Origin of the sequence: Hymenobacter sp. GOD-10R, from assembly GCF_035609205.1 — a bacterium.
GTDB lineage: Bacteria > Bacteroidota > Bacteroidia > Cytophagales > Hymenobacteraceae > Hymenobacter.
This window is the reverse complement of the sequence record NZ_CP141184.1, coordinates 4,821,177-4,836,997: the sequence shown is the minus strand read 5'-3', so window position 1 is coordinate 4,836,997 and position 15,821 is coordinate 4,821,177. Positions and strand designations below refer to the sequence as shown.

Below are 15,821 nucleotides of genomic sequence, written 5' to 3'. Positions count from 1 at the left end.
AACTTAGGCCTCAAAGATTCGTTAATGTGGTGACCTGTTCTGCATGCAGTACCGCTGATTGATTTCGGGCTAGTTCTGAAAGCTTTTAGGTCGGGTGCTGACCTACCTATTTGCCAGCATATGAAACCGTTGCTCATGGTGCCTGTAGTGCCACCCCCCATCACACTTGCCGCCGTACTCACGATTGATCCTACCCAAGGCCTGCGTCGTTCCCTGCGCACCAACTTCGGTTTGAGTACCCGCGCCATAAACGAGCATCTTGACCCCGATATGGACCTGATTTATTTGTCGGAAACCACATTGCCGGGGTCTTTGCCATGCCTGACGGTACTCGATCAGCACGATGTAACCGTCGTTACGCTGCGGAGCGGCTATCTCGAATGCTTGCTTTCCAAGAATAAAGAAGGACGGCGTGGCGTTTCGTCGTTGGCTAACCTCGCCACCGGTAACTGTTTTCTTTCAGCTAATAATCGGAAAGTGTCTATTGCCTCGTTCACGAACCACGAGCTAGAGCCTACCCGCATTGCCATGGACGTGCCGCATTGGCCTAACCTGCTGGATTATCTACGAACAGATTCTTTTACCTTGGAGATATCCGGTATCAATCGTCGCCGCTTAACCAAGCCGCTGTCTATTCAGGCTGTGCTGGAATTTGCCGTTGAGACGCGCGCTTAAAGGAACCTGCTAGAAGCCTACTTTACAACACAAAAGCCCGAACCTAGCTAGGTTCGGGCTTTTGCGTGGCACCATTAGCTACCCACTAGTGGGCGCTATCCGTGTGGGTATTGTTTGTTTTCTTGCAGCAGTCGGGCAAACGGTCGTAAGCACGGGCATCGGCTGTTTGCCCGTCGGCGTCGTAGCCGGTGCGCTGCACGGCGGTGAGCAGCGCTTCCGGGGTGGTTTTATCGGGGCGGTACGTTACAGTGAGCAGCTTGCTTTTTACGTCCAGATTAGCGGCCTGCACGCCCTTTTCATAAGCCATCGACTTCTCCAGACGGGCTTTGCACATGTCGCACACAGCCGACGTCTTAAACTGCACTTGCTCGGCAGCGCCTTTCGCTTTTGCCTTAGCAATATCTTGGGCATTGGCCGCCGACACAGTGAAAAGCATGGCTGCGGCCAGCAGGAAAGATGAAAGGATTTTCATAAAGAAAAGAGAGTTAAAGAGGGGCTAGGTATCTTCTGCGTGAGAAAAGCCTAACGAAGATTAAACAACAGATGCGGTAAAAAAAGTCAGCCAGCGCTACTCTATTTTGAAGCGCAAGCCCGCGTAGGTTAGTCGGCCATAGGTTGGCCCCCACACCATCGCCGCGTCGAAATGCGGACCGAAGGGCTGGTTGGCACCCATAATTGGGTTTGGCTGCCGATAGTTGGTCAGGTTCTCGACGCCCGCGTACAATTCGATTCGTTTGAAGGCGCGGGTGACTTGTGCGTTGAGCAGGGCAAAGCGGGGCGCGACCGGGAGCGTGCTTTCCCCGGAGCCGTGCTGGTGGCCGCTGGCGCCAGGATGCGGCGCCAAGGGGCGCTGCCCGTACCATTGCACCGTGAAGTCGCCGCGCCACTTATCGAAGGCTGAGGCGTATCCTAGGTTCACGAAAGCACGGTGCGGCACCGTAAGCGGCCGCGGCAGAAGCTGGCCGTCATAATCGGTCTGCACGTCCAGATACTTATAGGCGGCTTTAGCCTGCAAGCCTTTCACCGGTTCTACCTGCACTTCGGCTTGGAAGCTGCGCGAGAAAGAACGGCCGCCCGGAGCTAGGTTGGTGATGATGAGCTGGCTTGGTTCGGTGTAGGAATCTGCCACTACTTGGTTCTGGAACCACGTGTAGTAATAGTCGGTGATGAACGTCGCTTGACGCCCAGCTAGGGTGAAGTACTGGGTGAAACTGCCGCCTACGTTCCAGGCACGCTCAGGCCGTAGGTTTTGGTCGATGACGAACGCCCGCGAGCTGACCAGCATGCCGGCATTTTCCGCGATGGGATTAGCTACCCGGAAGCCCCGGCCCGCCGCCCCGCGCAAGATGGTGGTAGGTGTCACGTCGTACTTCACGTTGAAGCGCGGCGTGAGTACCCAGCCATATAGATTGTGGCGGTCTACTCGTAAGCCGCCTACTAGCGTGAGGTTGCGGGCGTTCTGGTACGTGTACTCGGCAAAAGCTCCTGGTACCCGCTCGAAGCGGTTGCGGTGCTCACGAGCATATTGTTGCGCGGGTGTTTCGTTCACGTAAGTAAAGCCCTGGCGCAATACCTCACGGTAATCGTCGTGCAAGTAGCTTACCCCTAGGCGGTAGGTGTGGGCCGTGGTGCCAAGGATGCTCTGAAACATCAGGGTAGCTAGACCGGTGCGCTGGGTGCCGTCGTAGGTGCGCAGCCCGTATTGCGAGTCAAAGGCGTGGCTCGTACCCGACAGCATCAGCCCCACACTTTGGTAGGGGCGGCCCGGCCAGGTGTAGCTGGTTTTACTGTAGCCGGTGTAGCGGTTGGTGGTGAGCGTGGTACCGTAGTAGCCGCCAGGTGTGCTTTCTCGAAAGTCCATCTGGCCGCCCTGCCGGGTTTCGCGCAAGGCACCTAGGCCTAGCTCGCTCACAATGCCTTTCCCCGACTTGTATTTCCACTTATTAAAGAGGTTATACTGCGTGGCTAAGGGCAAATCCAGAAAGCCATCCTTGTTACGGTCGACGCGGTTGCCGAGGTGGTCGGTATGCAGCAGCAAGGCCGTGCTCACCTTCGGCGAAGCCTGCGCCGATACGTTCAGGTTCAGGTCAAATTTGCCGAGGTCGTTGACATAGGCGTTGAACAGCAGCCGATCCGTTTTTTCGGGCTCTTTCAGGCGCACGTTCACTTGGCCCGAAATGCTCTCGTAGCCACTCACCACCGAGCCCATGCCCTTGATGATGTCGATACCATCAATCCAGGTGCCCGATAGATAGCCGAGGCGGTAAGGAGTAGACAAGCCCCGCAACGCCGGCAAGTTATCGACCGTCATCAACGAGTAAGCCCCGTCCAAACCTAGCAACTGAATCTGCTTGGCGCCAGACACGGCATCGGTAGTGGAAACTTCCACGGAGGCATTGGTTTCAAAACTCTCGGCTAGGTTGCAGCACGCCGATTTGGTCAGGTCGCGGCTGGTGATGACCTGCGTATTCGTAGGAGTAAGGGCCGAGTAGCTAGGAGTACGACCTTCCACTTTCACCTCACCTAGCTCGGTGCTGCGCCGCAGCGCGATGCGCACGTAAGTACCACCGCTGAGTGTGATGGTATCGGGTTGGTAACTAAGAGAGTTGATAATGAGTTGATTGGTAGCCCGCGCAGGCCGTACCAAGCTGAAGGTGCCCGCAGCATCTGTAGTGGTAGCGCCATCAGCGGTGCCAAGCCAGCGCACCACGGCGCCGGGTAGCGGAGCCGACGAAGCAGCGTCGGTTACCTGTCCGCGCACGGGGGCTAGGGCATCCGATTGGGCAAGGGCGAGGTGCGTGCTACCTAGGCATAAGCCAAGCATCGGCACCGCCAAGCGCCCATAGAAAGAAGTCATGGTATCAAAGAGTTAGCAGCGTTTTCAACGAATAACTGCGTTGATCCGTGCGCGCACGAAACAACGGTCGCTCTGCAAGGAGCGGTTCGGAAAACAGCTGCTAAACAACGAGGGTGCAGACGAACGTCAGCAGGGCACGGCCAGCCCTAGGTGGGGGCGAACTGTCGGAAGCGTGCCACGTGACGGCTTGCGCAACCTGGGGCGCGGTAGGAGCCGTCGGCCAACCGTGCATAGGCAGCCAAGCGGCCACAAACTCCGGCACCAAGCTTTTCACCCAACTCACGTCCGACGAAGAGGCATCGAGCTTGTGGAAGTTGGCTTTAAAGTCGCAGCAGGTGCCTTTGAGGTGGGCGCTGGCCGAATGAGGTTCGGGTGCCGGCTTGACGCTGGGGCAGCCGTGGTGCGGCGTACTAAAAATGACGGCCGTGCTGGTGTGTCCGCTCTGGGTGCAGGTATGGCGCAGCACCGTTAGCCCCACCGAAGCGGTGAGGACTAGCAGGGCCAAAAAGCCACTAAACAGCCGATGGGTAAGCGGACGTTTCACAGCACAAAGATAGGTACTTACAAGCAATGACTTGTGCAGAATAATAGGCCAGCAGGTACGGGATTTGGAGCTAGTTGCTTTTACCTGGTCTTGAATTTTAGCTCGTAAGACTTTAACGGGAAGCCGTCTAGCGACCGGAAACCATTGTCTTCCATAAGGCCTGTGATGATTAGATCATAGGTCTGACCTGGCTTAAGATTTACTTTGTAGATAAACGACTTTTTATCGGCTGAAAAACCGCCTCCTCGTACGACGGGTGTTTTCCCGCCAGCCTCGGGACCTAGCTCTGTCGTGGCGGTTGGTCCCATTGCTTTCGAAAATTCTACTCGAATTTCCTGCGCATCACTAGCAATAAATCCGTCGGTAGAAATAGCGGGGGTGATGCTGGTGACAACGGGCCGGTTGGCTTCATAGGCTTGCAGAATCTTTGTCTTGTTGAGAGGCTCCGCGTAGTAGTGGGTCTTGGCTAAAAAAGCTTCTACCATATCGGTGTTCGCGAAGTCTAGCTCAATAAGCTCTTTGATTGCGCGCTTTTTGTCCTTGGCTTGCTGATAGTAAGTCTTACAAATAGCATAGCCCATGTAATAGCCTAGGTCAGGTACATGGTTGGGGTCATCGGACTCTTGGTTGTAGAACCAGTTGCCGTAGTAGGGCGAGAACATCTGCACTTTAAATTTCTCCTTCAACTCTTGCTCATGCTTGGGCCCGTAGGCCATGTAAGGGAGCGGCATGACTTTGCCAGTGACACATTCCGTCACGAAGTCGCAGACGCCCTCATTCAGCGCTTGCCCCAGCAGCGTGATTCCATAAGCCTTTTCCTGCGTGTGCACATATTCGTGAATATTAAGCGGAACAATGTTCTTGGACGGCTCAGATTTGTAATGCCTAGCCAGAAATGTCTGCTTGCTTTTCGAGAACTCAGAAACATCCGTCGCCGCCGTACCGAGGGCTAGCTCAGTTCCAATCAAGACCAGACTATCCTTGACGGTGCCGCCAGAGCGGAGCGCCCCAATGGTGAAGTAGATGCTGGCGGGGCGTAGATCAGGATACAGCTTCTTAAGCTTCTTGATTGCAGGTTCTATCTCCTGCGCGGCCGTTTTGGCTCGCTCCGTATTCGGGCGAATAGCAGCCCAAAACCTAGGGTAACGTCTGATCGAACTTACCCACTCTTGAGGGGTAAATGCCCGCACTTCCATGAAAGCCTTCAAGCCCGGGGTGCCTTTATCAATGTACAGTTTTTGGATGTACTGCATCTGCCTTAGGCTATCCGTGGTACTTCGGATGCTGTCGTAAGCCACCCAGAAGTTGTCGACGTCCGAGAAGAACACCTTTTGTTTCTGCTGGGCCAAAGCCACATAAGTGCTTAGAAAATAAAGCAAGAGTATGCTGATGACGTTCTTCATCTAGTTAATCTTAGTACATAATAGTTTATAAAATGCTTCGTTTAGGTACATCATACCTAGGTTGTTGCATTCTTGAGGGCACCAATTTTATTATTTCTAGATAAGGACTCGGCGTGATACTTCGTTACTAGGTTTTCTATTTTCTACCACTTTTTTCTAGAGTTGAAATCCTAGGACAACCAAAAATGCGTTTTGGAGCTTCTAAATGGCCTTTTCAACTGGTGGTAGAAAATGGTAAATCGTGGTGGGCTTTTCGGGGCCAATGAGTACTTTTGCTATTATCCCTCACCTGAGCCCACCCGGCATGAATCTTCTCTCTGGCGAATACGAGTGCAAGCTGGACCCGAAAGGGCGCTTGGTGCTACCCGCCAAGGTGAAGGGAAGTCTGCCGCAGGAGACAGGAAACCAACTCGTGCTCGTGCGTGGCTTCGAACCTTGTCTGGTTTTGTACCCTAGCTCGTCTTGGCGCGTAATTCACGACAAGGTGATGGCCTTGGATGAGTTCAACGAGGAGTACCGGCAATTCCAGCGAAATTTCTTCCGCGGCATGACTGAGGTGGAGCTTGACAATATCGGGCGCTTCATGCTCCCGCGCACCATGCTGCGTTATGCCGGCATCGAGAAGGAAGCCATCATTGTGGGGATGGGTAACCGTTGTGAAATCTGGGACCCGGAGCGCTACGACGCCTTCCTGATCAAAGACCAAAAGAGCTTCTCGCAGCTGGCCCAAAAGTTTTTGTCCACTGACATGCCGCTCGGCGGCTCCGCTGCCGCATGAGCAACTACCTCAACGATACCGCCTACCACCGGCCTGTGATGCTGACTGAGTGCCTTGAGGGGCTAGCTCTGCAGCCAGAAGGGCGCTACGTGGACGTGACCTTCGGCGGTGGCGGCCACTCGGCTCGGTTGCTGGAACGCCTCACCACGGGTCATCTCTACAGCTTCGATCAAGATGCCGATGCTGAGCGCGAGGCAGCTAAGCTAGCCCGACCGCAGTTCACCTTCATTCGCGCCAATTTCCGTGACTTGCACCAAGAGCTCGACCGTTTAGGCGTGCTGCCCGTTGATGGCTTGTTGGCCGACCTAGGAGTGTCGTCGCACCAGTTCGATACCCCAGCGCGCGGCTTCAGCACCCGCTTCGACGGACCGCTGGATATGCGCATGGATCCGGAAGGTACCCGCACCGCCGCCGACATCATCAACGACTACGATGAGACGGCTTTGCACCGCATCTTCGGCATGTATGGAGAAGTGACGAACGCTCGCACCCTAGCCAAAGCCGTCGTGACCGGTAGACGTGGGCGGCAGCTTACTACCATCGGAGAGCTGAAGCAGGCTATTGCGAGCTGCATGCCGCGGGGTAAGGAAAACAAATACTTAGCGCAAGTATTCCAAGCTCTGCGAATTGAGGTAAATGACGAAATGACCGCGTTGCAGGAAATGCTCCAGCAAACGGCTCAGGTATTGCGGCCCGGCGGGCGGTTGGTTGTGATGAGCTACCACTCGCTGGAAGACCGACTCGTGAAGAACTTCATGGCGAAGGGGAAGTTCTTCGGCGAAGTAGATAAGGATTTCTACGGCCACACGCACACGCCTTTCGAGGTGCTTACGCGCAAACCAGTGGAAGCCTCTGCCGCGGAAATAGCCGAAAACAGCCGCGCCCGCAGCGCCAAGTTGCGCGTGGCAGAACGGACAAATAGTTAATCGACGCTTGAAATATGGCTCTGAATACGATAAAACCACCTGTTACGAAGCCCCGCGCCAATATGCCGCGCGAGGTAGTAGCCGTTGTGCCGGAGCCGGTGAGCCAACCGACGCCGGAGCCAGCGCCAAAACCAAAACCTAAAGCCGAGCGCGAATCGGAAGTAGAGACAGGGCCACGGAGCTCGTGGAGCGTATTCACGGTACTCGACCGCGCCATTCGCATGGATGGCCTGTTTCGGGAGGGCTTGCCCGTGCGCTTCCTGCCGCACGTGCTGTTCATTATGTTCTTAACGCTGGTCTACATCGGTAACACGCACTACGGCTACCGCATGAACCGCAACATCCAGAAGTTGAAGCTGGAAACCGAAGACCTGCGCGCTGACTATACTACGCTCTCTGCCGACTACATGGAAGCTAGCAAGCAGAGTGAGGTAGCGCGTAAAGTAGCCGCGTATGGCTTGGTCGAAAGCTCGTCGCCGCCTTTCCGCATCAATGTGCCCGCTGGCGACTTGAACGAGGCTTCGCTGGACATGGTCCCGTTGCTAACGGCCGATTCCATTGCCGCACGTGCTAGAGCCGACTCCTTGGCTACTACGGCACCCCCGGCTGAAGCCAACATCACCGAGGCAGGGCCGCCCGCACCCGTTACCGATTTGCCAGCTGAAGTAGAGCCCGAAGTTACTCCGCACTCATCCAATCGTTCCGAATCCCACCGCAATGAAAGGTAATGTCAAGAAGGCGATAGTCACGCGCGTACGCCTAGCATTCCTAGGTGTTTGCCTGTTTTCGGCAGCCATCATCTGGAAGGTGTCGCGCATCCAATTTAAGGAAGGGGAGAAGTGGCGCGCTTTGGAGCAGGAGCGCCGGGTGGTGTACCAGCCGGTATTTGCTACGCGTGGTAACATCCTGGCCAGCGATGGTAAAAGCATGATGGCAACCTCGCTGCCCTTTTATCGAGTGGCCTGGGACCCCAGCGTGGTCGACAAGGAGACTTTTAAGAGTGGAGTTGATTCGTTGGCGTTACTGCTGTCGCGCTTCTTCGGCGACCGTTCGCCGCAGGAGTATAAGCGTCGGCTGAAAAACGCCAAGAATGCGTCGGTGCGTTATGTGCGCCTCAATTCGCGGCAGATCAATTATCAGGAGAAAAAAATGCTCTCCTCGTGGCCGGTCTTCCGAGCTGGCAAAAACAAGGGCGGCGTTATTTTCGAGAAAGTAGACAAGCGCTTCCGGCCGTTTGGTGGGCTAGCGCAGCGCACGGTTGGCTTCCTGAACGAAGACAAAAATGGCGCTGGCCTGGAGTTCACCTACAACCGCTACCTAGCTGGCAAAGACGGCGAAGCATTGTTTGAGCGTCTGCCAGGGGGCAACAAGCCGATTTATGACGGCACTGAAGTGAAACCACAGCCCGGCTACGACATTCAGACCACGCTCGACATCAACTTGCAAGATGTTGCCGAAAACGCGCTGTACAAATCCCTGATCCAGAACGACGCGCAGTACGGCTGCGTGATTCTGATGGAGGTGCAAACCGGCGAAATCAAGGCAGTGGCAAACCTAGGTAAAGTGGCCGACGGCGTGTACCGCGAGGATTACAACTACGCCTTCGCCGACCAAGGCCGCACCGAGCCGGGCTCTACCTTCAAGCTAGCCTCCATGATGGCGCTGTTTGAGGAGAATCCCAACATCTCCCTCGACGACACCGTGAATACGGGCCGGTCGGGCTCTATGCGCATTGGCGGCGCCGTAAAATCGGACACGCATGCCTACGGCAAAGTGTCGGTGAAGCATGTGATAGAGGTGTCATCGAACATCGGCGTAGCGGTGCTCATCGACCGGGAGTTCAACAAGAAGCCTGAGCGCTACGCTGAGCACCTGAAGAAATTTGGACTGAATAAGCCCTTAGGGTTCCAAATGTCTGGTGAAGCTAGGCCCTACATCAAGGACCCCACCGATCGCTCGTGGAGCCGCACGTCACTCACCACCATGTGCATTGGCTATGAGCTTAAGCTAGCGCCGTTGCAAACGCTGGCCTTCTACAACTCCATCGCTAATAATGGCGTGAAGGTGCAGCCCATGATTGTGAAAGAAATCAAGCAGAATGGCCAGGTGCTGGAGCACTATGAGCCCAAAGTGCTGATTCCTAAGATCTGCTCCGACGAGACCCTGGCTAAGCTGCACGCCATGCTGGAAGGCGTAGTGGTAGAAGGTACGGCGCGCGCCATTCGCACGCCCGATTATCCAATTGCGGGTAAAACGGGAACGGCTTGGAAATTCAAGAACGGACAGTACACCAAAATGTACTCGACCAGCTTCTGTGGTTATTTCCCGGCCAACAAGCCCAAATACAGCTGCATCGTGGTAGTCGATTCGCCCAAGCGGGGCAACTGGTCGGGGGCGCAGGTAGCCGCTCCGATCTTCCGCGAAGTGGCCGACAAAGCTATGGCCCGCGACGCTGCCAGCCAGCGGCCGCTCTTGGCCCGCGCCCCGGTGAACAAGTCGTATGTGCCGCTGGTGAAAGCCGGCATGCAAGATGAGCTGATGGAAGTGTGTCAGCAGCTGGGGGTAAGCACTCACTCCCGCGCCGAGGGCGACGACTGGGTGCGTGCTACTACTTCCACGGACTCGGGGACCAAGTCGCTGACCTGGCAATCGGCGGCTGTGCGGCCAGGCCGGGTGCCCAATGTGCAAGGCCTCACCTTGCGCGACGCGTTGTTCTTGCTCGAAAACCGTGGCTTACGCGTGCGTACGCTGGGCAGCGGCCGCGTGCAGCGCCAATCGATTGCGGCTGGCAGCCCGGCGCGGCGCGGTTCGCTCATTACGTTGGAGCTAAACCCGATCGGCGCGGCCCCAACCGTCATTACGCCTATCATCCCGGCTCCTAACGGGCCTCTAGCGGATACCAAAACAGCACTTCACCCAGAAAACGTCGGGGCTAAGACGGAGACCAAAACGGCGTCGAAGTCGAAAGCCTAGAACACTGCTGCTAGCTACCTAGGTCGTTGACTTAGGGAACAGTTCTCTCTCAAGAAGCTACAGCGAACACAAACTGCTTTAGAATGTCAACCATACCACCCACCACCCACTCGCTTACGGATTTGTTGACGGCTGTCACGGTGCAGGCGCAGCATGGGCCTGCCGATGTACGCGTCAGTGGCCTCACGCTCGACTCGCGCCAAGCGGCGCCGGGGCTAGCTTTCTTCGCATTGCGTGGTGCCCAAACCGATGGGCACCAGTTTATTGCCAAAGCGGTAGAGCAGGGTACGGCAGTGGTGGTGTGCGAAGAGTTACCAGCAGAACTGAACCCTGCCACCGCCTACGTGCAGGTGCCCGACAGCGCCGAGGCTATGGCGCACATGGCAGCGGCGTTCTACGACCATCCTTCCAAAAAGCTAAAGTTGGTGGGCGTAACCGGCACGAATGGCAAAACGACCTGCGCCACCTTGCTGCATAAGTTGTTTCGGGAGCTAGGTTACCATGTCGGCTTGCTGAGCACGGTGCAAAATCAGATTGATGAGGAGGTAATCCCCGCCACCCACACCACGCCCGACGCTATTCGGCTGAATGCGCTGCTGGCGCAAATGGTACAGGCGGGTTGCACGCACACCTTTATGGAGGTAAGCTCGCACGCTGTGGTGCAGCATCGCGTCACGGGGTTGCAATTCGCGGGCGGCATCTTCACCAATCTCACCCACGACCACCTCGACTATCACGGCACGTTCGACGAGTATTTAAAGGCCAAAAAAGGCTTCTTCGACAGCCTGCGCAAAACAGCTTTTGCCCTTACCAACGCCGACGACAAACGCGGCATGGTGATGCTGCAAAACACCGCCGCCCGCCGCGAGACGTACTCGTTGCGGAACCTAGCTACCTTCCGCGCTCGGTTAGTGGAAAACGCCGTGCATGGTCTGCACCTAGAAATTGACGGGCGCGACGTGCAATTCCGCCTTATTGGCGTGTTCAATGCCTATAACCTCTTGGCTGTGTATGGTGCCGCTGTGCTGCTGGGCGAAGATGCTACCGAAGTACTCACAATTTTGTCGGGTTTGACTTCTGCACCCGGCCGCTTTGAGCCAACGGTGTCGGAGAAGACGCGCGTGACCGGCATTGTCGATTACGCGCACACGCCCGACGCTCTGGAAAACGTGCTCAGCACCATCGCCCAGATTCGGCAACCGAGCCAGCAGGTGATTACGGTGGTCGGCTGCGGCGGCAACCGCGACGCCACGAAGCGCCCCATCATGGCCGACCTCGCCGTGAAAGGCTCCAACCGCGTCGTGCTCACGTCTGATAACCCGCGCTTTGAAGACCCCAACGACATCCTAGCTCAGATGCAAGCCGGCGTGCCGGCTCAGGAGCAAGGCAAGGTGCTGACCATTCCGGATCGGCGTGAAGCCATCAAAACCGCGTGTGCTTTGGCTCAACCCGGCGACATTGTGCTAGTAGCAGGCAAGGGCCACGAGACCTACCAGGAGATAAAAGGCATACGGACGAGCTTCGACGATAAACAGGTTTTGCAAGAAATGTTCGACTTGTTGGGGAAGTAAGACACTGACCTAGCCAAAAACCCGCAAAAAGACAACAGTTGACCGCAAACCAAAAAACGAAATCTTTGCAGCTTGGAATAATCTCAACTGCTAGCTGCTGACCTCTGCGCCCATGCTTTATTACCTCTTCACGTACCTCTACAAACATTATCACCTGCCGGGCGCGGGTGTGTTTCAGTTTATTTCGTTTCGGGCCGCTATGGCGGTGATCACCTCGCTGCTCATCGCGCAGGTTTTCGGCAAAAACCTAATTCGCATTCTCCAGCGCAAGCAAGTCGGCGAGAGTATCCGCGACCTAGGTTTGCAGGGTCAGATGGAGAAGAAAGGTACGCCCACGATGGGTGGCCTTATTATTCTGCTGGCCATCTTGGTGCCAACGTTGTTGTTCGCCAAGCTCGACAATATCTATGTCGTCCTGATGATCCTGAGCACCGTTTGGCTGGGGCTGATTGGTTTTATTGACGACTATATCAAAGTAGTCAAGAAGGATAAAGAAGGCTTGGCCGGCCGTTTCAAAATACTTGGTCAGGTGGGTCTAGGTATCACTGTCGGGTGGGTGCTATTTTTCTCGAATGATGTGACCGTGCGCCAGTATCTGCTGCCTAACGGCCAGCTCTCAGCCGTTGACGCTAGTACCGTGTACCAGGATGTGAAGCTGATGATTACGACCATTCCCTTTGCCAAGAACAACGAGCTGAACTACGGCAACCTGTTCCAGTATGCAGGGCCGTATTTCAATGGGCTCTACAGCTTCCTCTACGTGCCCATTGTCATTTTCATTATCACCGCCGTGAGCAATGGTGCTAACATCACGGATGGCCTCGACGGGTTGGCGGCTGGCACGTCAGCTATCATCGGCATTACGCTAGCCATCTTCGCTTTTGTGAGTGGCAACTCAGTACTCGCCGATTACCTGGATATCATGTATATCCCTAATTCGGGTGAGTTGGTAATCTTCTGTACCGCTTTTGTGGGAGCGTGCGTGGGCTTTCTGTGGTATAATAGCTACCCGGCGCAAGTGTTCATGGGCGACACTGGCTCATTGGCCATCGGTGGCATCATCGCGGTACTGGCTCTAATTGTGCGCAAAGAGCTGTTGATTCCGCTGCTCTGCGGTGTGTTTCTGGTGGAATTGGTTTCGGTAACGGTACAGGTGACGTGGTTTAAATACACCAAGCGCAAGTATGGCGAAGGTCGTCGTTTACTGCGCATGTCGCCCTTGCACCATCACTACCAAAAGCTAGGTTACCACGAATCCAAAATTGTGTCGCGCTTCTGGATTGTGGGCATCATGTTGGCCGTTTTGACTCTCGTAACCTTAAAGCTTCGCTAACATCTCAGGACCTCGACGTAAGAGCTAGGCTCTTGTCTTTCCCTTACTTCTCAGTTCTACGCTTTTCTTCCCATGTCTCAAAAAATCGTCATCCTCGGTGCAGCTGAAAGTGGAGTAGGAGCCGCGCTCCTAGCTCAGGCCAAAGGCTTCGACGTGTTCGTGTCCGACCGCAGCCCGATTCAACCTATATATAAGGAGAAGCTGACGAAGGCGGGTATTCGCTTCGAGGAAAATACGCACACCCTTGATGAGATTTTGACGGCCGAAGAAGTGGTCAAAAGCCCCGGTATTCCCGAGAAGGCACCCGTTATTCAGGCCTTGCGCGAAAAGCAGATTCCAGTTATCTCCGAAATCGAGCTGGCCGGCCGCTACACCAAGGCCAAGTGCATTTGCATTACCGGCACCAACGGTAAGACAACTACCACGCTGCTCACCTATCACCTGCTCAAAGAAGCGGGCTACAATGTGGGCCTAGCTGGCAACGTGGGCTACTCGCTGGCTGAACAGATAATCGAAGATAAGTACGAGTACTACGTGGTCGAGCTCAGCAGCTTTCAGCTCGACGACACCCACGAGTTCCGCCCGTGGATTGCGGTGTTGCTTAACATCACCCCCGACCACCTCGACCGCTACGGCTACTCGCTCGAAAGCTATGCACAGGCCAAGCTACGCATCGCGAAGAACCTGAAAGGAGGCGACTTCTTCATTTACAACGCCGACGACGCCGTAACGCAGAAACAATTTCAGTCGGTTTTCTGTGAGGGGACCTTGCTGCCCTTTAGCTTACACAAGCGCCCAGATTTTCAACTCTCGGGTTACTATTGTGCCGAGCAGGAGGTTTGCTTACCCATGTCACCCGTGCGCACCGACGATGACGTGCACCTGAGCACGGCTGCTTCGCCGCTCATCGGCCAGCACAACCGCCAGAACACCTTGGCTGCCGTGCTAGCGGCCCGCGCTGCTGGCGTAGAGCCCGCAATGATCGAGGTAGCCCTAGGTACCTTCCGCAACGCCGACCACCGCCTGCAACCCGTCGGTGAAATCAACGACACCCGCTTCATCAACGACTCCAAAGCCACCAACGTGGAAGCCGCATGGTACGCCCTCGACGGCATCCGGCAGCCCATCATCTGGATTGCCGGGGGCACCGATAAGGGCAACGACTACACCACGTTGATACCGCTGGCCAAAGCACGCGTGAAAGCACTGATTTGCCTTGGGGTAGATAATGAAAAGCTCAAAGCCTCGTTCGGCGAGGTGGTTCCGCATCTGGAGGAAACCCAGAGTATAGAAACCGCCGTGCGCCGCGCTACCGACCTAGCCCAACCCGGCGATGTGGTATTGCTCTCACCCGCCTGCGCCAGCTTCGACCTGTTCAAAAATTACGAAGACCGCGGCCGGCAGTTTGCGGCCGCTGTTGAAACGATAGTCAAGGAGCGAAGTAGCGAAGCTAGCCCTCACGCTTAGGTTTCTGCTGATCACTCCTTCTTAATCAATTAGTCACTCAGTTACTCTTCTATGGAACCCATTAAGCTCTGGCTGCAACGCAACCTCAAAGGTGACCCCGTTTTGTGGGGCATTGTTATCCTGTTTTCCCTCATCAGTATTGCGGTGGTGTACTCGGCCACGGGCACGCTGGCGTACAAGAAAATGGGCGGCAACACGGAGTACTTCCTCATCAAGCACACCGGCCTGATCCTAGTAGGCTTGGTCTTCATGTGGGGCGCTCACCGCATCGACTACCGTTACTACTCACGCTTGTCGCTGTACGCGCTGTTGATATCAGTGCCGCTGCTGCTGTTCACGTTCTTCTTTGGCGGCACCACGCTCAACGATGCTTCGCGCTGGCTGACCATCCCAATCATCAACCAAACGTTTCAACCTTCCGACCTAGCCAAGCTCGCCCTTATTGCGCACCTAGCTAGTATGTTGAGTCGCCGCCAGCAGCACGTGCAGGACTTCAAAACGACGCTACTGCCCGTGATGCTGTGGGTGGGCTTGATCTGCGGCATCATCATTATGAGTAACGCGTCTACGGCGCTACTGCTGTTCATGACGTGCCTGCTGCTGATGTTTATTGGGCGCGTGCCGCTCAAGCAAATGGCGGTGATGGTCGCTATTGGTTTGGTGGTAGGTGGAGTAGGCCTAGCTTCGGGACAGCGCTACAAAACGGTGGTGAGCCGTATATCGAGTTTCACCGATAAATCGAAGCCAGTTCCGTTTCAGTTGGAACATAGCTATATTGCGATTGCAACGGGTGGCGTGACGGGCAAGGGGCCGGGCAAGAGCACGGAGCGCAACATTTTGCCGCACCCGTACTCCGACTTTATCTATGCAGTCATCATTGAAGAATACGGTATGGCGGGCGGCGCTTTTGTGCTGTTCTTGTACCTAGCTTTTCTTTATCGAGGGCTGAAAACGGTGATGAACAGTGCGGGTGCTTTTGGCGGGCTGCTCTCGGCCGGGCTGAGCTTCAGTTTGGTCTTGCAGGCCATGGTAAACATGGGCGTAGCCGTAGGCCTAGGTCCGATTACGGGTCTGCCGTTGCCGCTGCTTAGCATGGGAGGTACGTCGCTGATCTTCACCGGTATCAGCATCGGTATTATTCTAAGCGTGAGCCGTGGTGAGATGGAAGTGCGCCCCATGAACGATCAGCCCAGTGACACGCCACGCATCCCTAAGAAAGCGGCCTATGCTTAGCAAAAATCCGAGCCTAGTATTTTGAAAGATGAATAAAGAACAGGTAGCTTTTTTTCCTTCG

The 15,821-nt window shown here is 55.5% G+C and carries 13 protein-coding genes; 9 read left to right on the top strand and 4 right to left on the bottom strand.

The features are described 5' to 3' along the window. Positions 1–120 precede the first annotated feature (120 nt). Positions 121–675, top strand: a complete 555-nt coding sequence (locus SD425_RS19150) for a hypothetical protein (protein WP_324671609.1) — start codon at positions 121–123, stop codon at positions 673–675. 85 nt (positions 676–760) lie between these two features. On the opposite strand, the gene SD425_RS19145 is transcribed toward SD425_RS19150, so the two are convergent. The 4 genes from SD425_RS19145 to SD425_RS19130 all read right to left on the bottom strand — a co-directional run bounded on the left by SD425_RS19145 (position 761) and on the right by SD425_RS19130 (position 5,479). Then, complete coding sequence (locus tag SD425_RS19145) at positions 761–1,147, bottom strand: heavy metal-associated domain-containing protein (protein ID WP_324671608.1); 387 nt, start codon at positions 1,145–1,147, stop codon at positions 761–763. Positions 1,148–1,243: 96 nt separating this feature from the next. Further along, a complete protein-coding gene (locus SD425_RS19140) occupies positions 1,244–3,532 on the bottom strand; it encodes a TonB-dependent receptor (protein WP_324671607.1) in 2,289 nt (762 codons plus the stop codon). Positions 3,533–3,632: 100 nt separating this feature from the next. Beyond that, positions 3,633–4,076, bottom strand: coding sequence for a hypothetical protein (locus tag SD425_RS19135; protein WP_324671606.1), 444 nt, complete (start codon positions 4,074–4,076; stop codon positions 3,633–3,635). Between the two features lie 80 nt (positions 4,077–4,156). After that, positions 4,157–5,479, bottom strand: coding sequence for an Ig-like domain-containing protein (locus SD425_RS19130; RefSeq protein WP_324671605.1), 1,323 nt, complete (start codon positions 5,477–5,479; stop codon positions 4,157–4,159). Between the two features lie 304 nt (positions 5,480–5,783). On the opposite strand from SD425_RS19130, the gene mraZ reads away from it, so the two are divergent. From mraZ to SD425_RS19090, 8 genes are all read left to right on the top strand, one after another. Further along, positions 5,784–6,257: a division/cell wall cluster transcriptional repressor MraZ gene (gene mraZ, locus SD425_RS19125; protein ID WP_086595470.1), complete on the top strand. Its 474-nt coding sequence runs from the start codon at positions 5,784–5,786 to the stop codon at positions 6,255–6,257. Beyond that, complete coding sequence (rsmH, locus tag SD425_RS19120) at positions 6,254–7,183, top strand: 16S rRNA (cytosine(1402)-N(4))-methyltransferase RsmH (protein ID WP_324671604.1); 930 nt, start codon at positions 6,254–6,256, stop codon at positions 7,181–7,183. The genes mraZ and rsmH overlap by 4 nt, the downstream gene beginning before the upstream one ends. Before the next feature lie 14 nt (positions 7,184–7,197). Continuing rightward, entirely contained in the window at positions 7,198–7,911 is a 714-nt protein-coding gene (locus tag SD425_RS19115; protein WP_324671603.1) for an FtsL-like putative cell division protein, read from the top strand. Then, positions 7,901–10,156 (top strand): penicillin-binding protein, encoded by a 2,256-nt coding sequence (locus tag SD425_RS19110; protein WP_324671602.1) that lies wholly within the window; start codon positions 7,901–7,903, stop codon positions 10,154–10,156. The genes SD425_RS19115 and SD425_RS19110 overlap by 11 nt, the downstream gene beginning before the upstream one ends. 83 nt (positions 10,157–10,239) lie before the next feature. Beyond that, a complete protein-coding gene (locus SD425_RS19105) occupies positions 10,240–11,727 on the top strand; it encodes a UDP-N-acetylmuramoyl-L-alanyl-D-glutamate--2,6-diaminopimelate ligase (protein WP_324671601.1) in 1,488 nt (495 codons plus the stop codon). Positions 11,728–11,839: 112 nt separating this feature from the next. Beyond that, positions 11,840–13,060 carry a phospho-N-acetylmuramoyl-pentapeptide-transferase gene (gene mraY / locus SD425_RS19100; RefSeq protein WP_324671600.1) on the top strand — a complete coding sequence of 407 codons (1,221 nt, stop codon included), beginning with the start codon at positions 11,840–11,842 and terminating at the stop codon, positions 13,058–13,060. Between the two features lie 72 nt (positions 13,061–13,132). Beyond that, the gene (gene murD, locus SD425_RS19095; protein ID WP_324671599.1) at positions 13,133–14,527 is read left to right on the top strand and encodes a UDP-N-acetylmuramoyl-L-alanine--D-glutamate ligase; all 1,395 of its coding nucleotides are present in this window, start codon (positions 13,133–13,135) and stop codon (positions 14,525–14,527) included. Positions 14,528–14,578: 51 nt separating this feature from the next. Beyond that, complete coding sequence (locus SD425_RS19090; RefSeq protein WP_324671598.1) at positions 14,579–15,760, top strand: FtsW/RodA/SpoVE family cell cycle protein; 1,182 nt, start codon at positions 14,579–14,581, stop codon at positions 15,758–15,760. Positions 15,761–15,821: the final 61 nt, after the last annotated feature.

What these genes read in the sequence shown, in the direction of transcription:
- SD425_RS19130 (WP_324671605.1), bottom strand. Translation starts at nt 5,479, where the DNA reads ATGAAGAACGTCATCAGCATACTCTTGCTTTATTTTCTAAGCACTTAT.
- rsmH (WP_324671604.1), top strand. Translation starts at nt 6,254, where the DNA reads ATGAGCAACTACCTCAACGATACCGCCTACCACCGGCCTGTGATGCTG.
- murD (WP_324671599.1), top strand. Translation starts at nt 13,133, where the DNA reads ATGTCTCAAAAAATCGTCATCCTCGGTGCAGCTGAAAGTGGAGTAGGA.
- SD425_RS19105 (WP_324671601.1), top strand. Translation starts at nt 10,240, where the DNA reads ATGTCAACCATACCACCCACCACCCACTCGCTTACGGATTTGTTGACG.
- SD425_RS19090 (WP_324671598.1), top strand. Translation starts at nt 14,579, where the DNA reads ATGGAACCCATTAAGCTCTGGCTGCAACGCAACCTCAAAGGTGACCCC.
- SD425_RS19145 (WP_324671608.1), bottom strand. Translation starts at nt 1,147, where the DNA reads ATGAAAATCCTTTCATCTTTCCTGCTGGCCGCAGCCATGCTTTTCACT.
- SD425_RS19115 (WP_324671603.1), top strand. Translation starts at nt 7,198, where the DNA reads ATGGCTCTGAATACGATAAAACCACCTGTTACGAAGCCCCGCGCCAAT.
- SD425_RS19150 (WP_324671609.1), top strand. Translation starts at nt 121, where the DNA reads ATGAAACCGTTGCTCATGGTGCCTGTAGTGCCACCCCCCATCACACTT.
- SD425_RS19140 (WP_324671607.1), bottom strand. Translation starts at nt 3,532, where the DNA reads ATGACTTCTTTCTATGGGCGCTTGGCGGTGCCGATGCTTGGCTTATGC.
- mraZ (WP_086595470.1), top strand. Translation starts at nt 5,784, where the DNA reads ATGAATCTTCTCTCTGGCGAATACGAGTGCAAGCTGGACCCGAAAGGG.
- mraY (WP_324671600.1), top strand. Translation starts at nt 11,840, where the DNA reads ATGCTTTATTACCTCTTCACGTACCTCTACAAACATTATCACCTGCCG.
- SD425_RS19110 (WP_324671602.1), top strand. Translation starts at nt 7,901, where the DNA reads ATGAAAGGTAATGTCAAGAAGGCGATAGTCACGCGCGTACGCCTAGCA.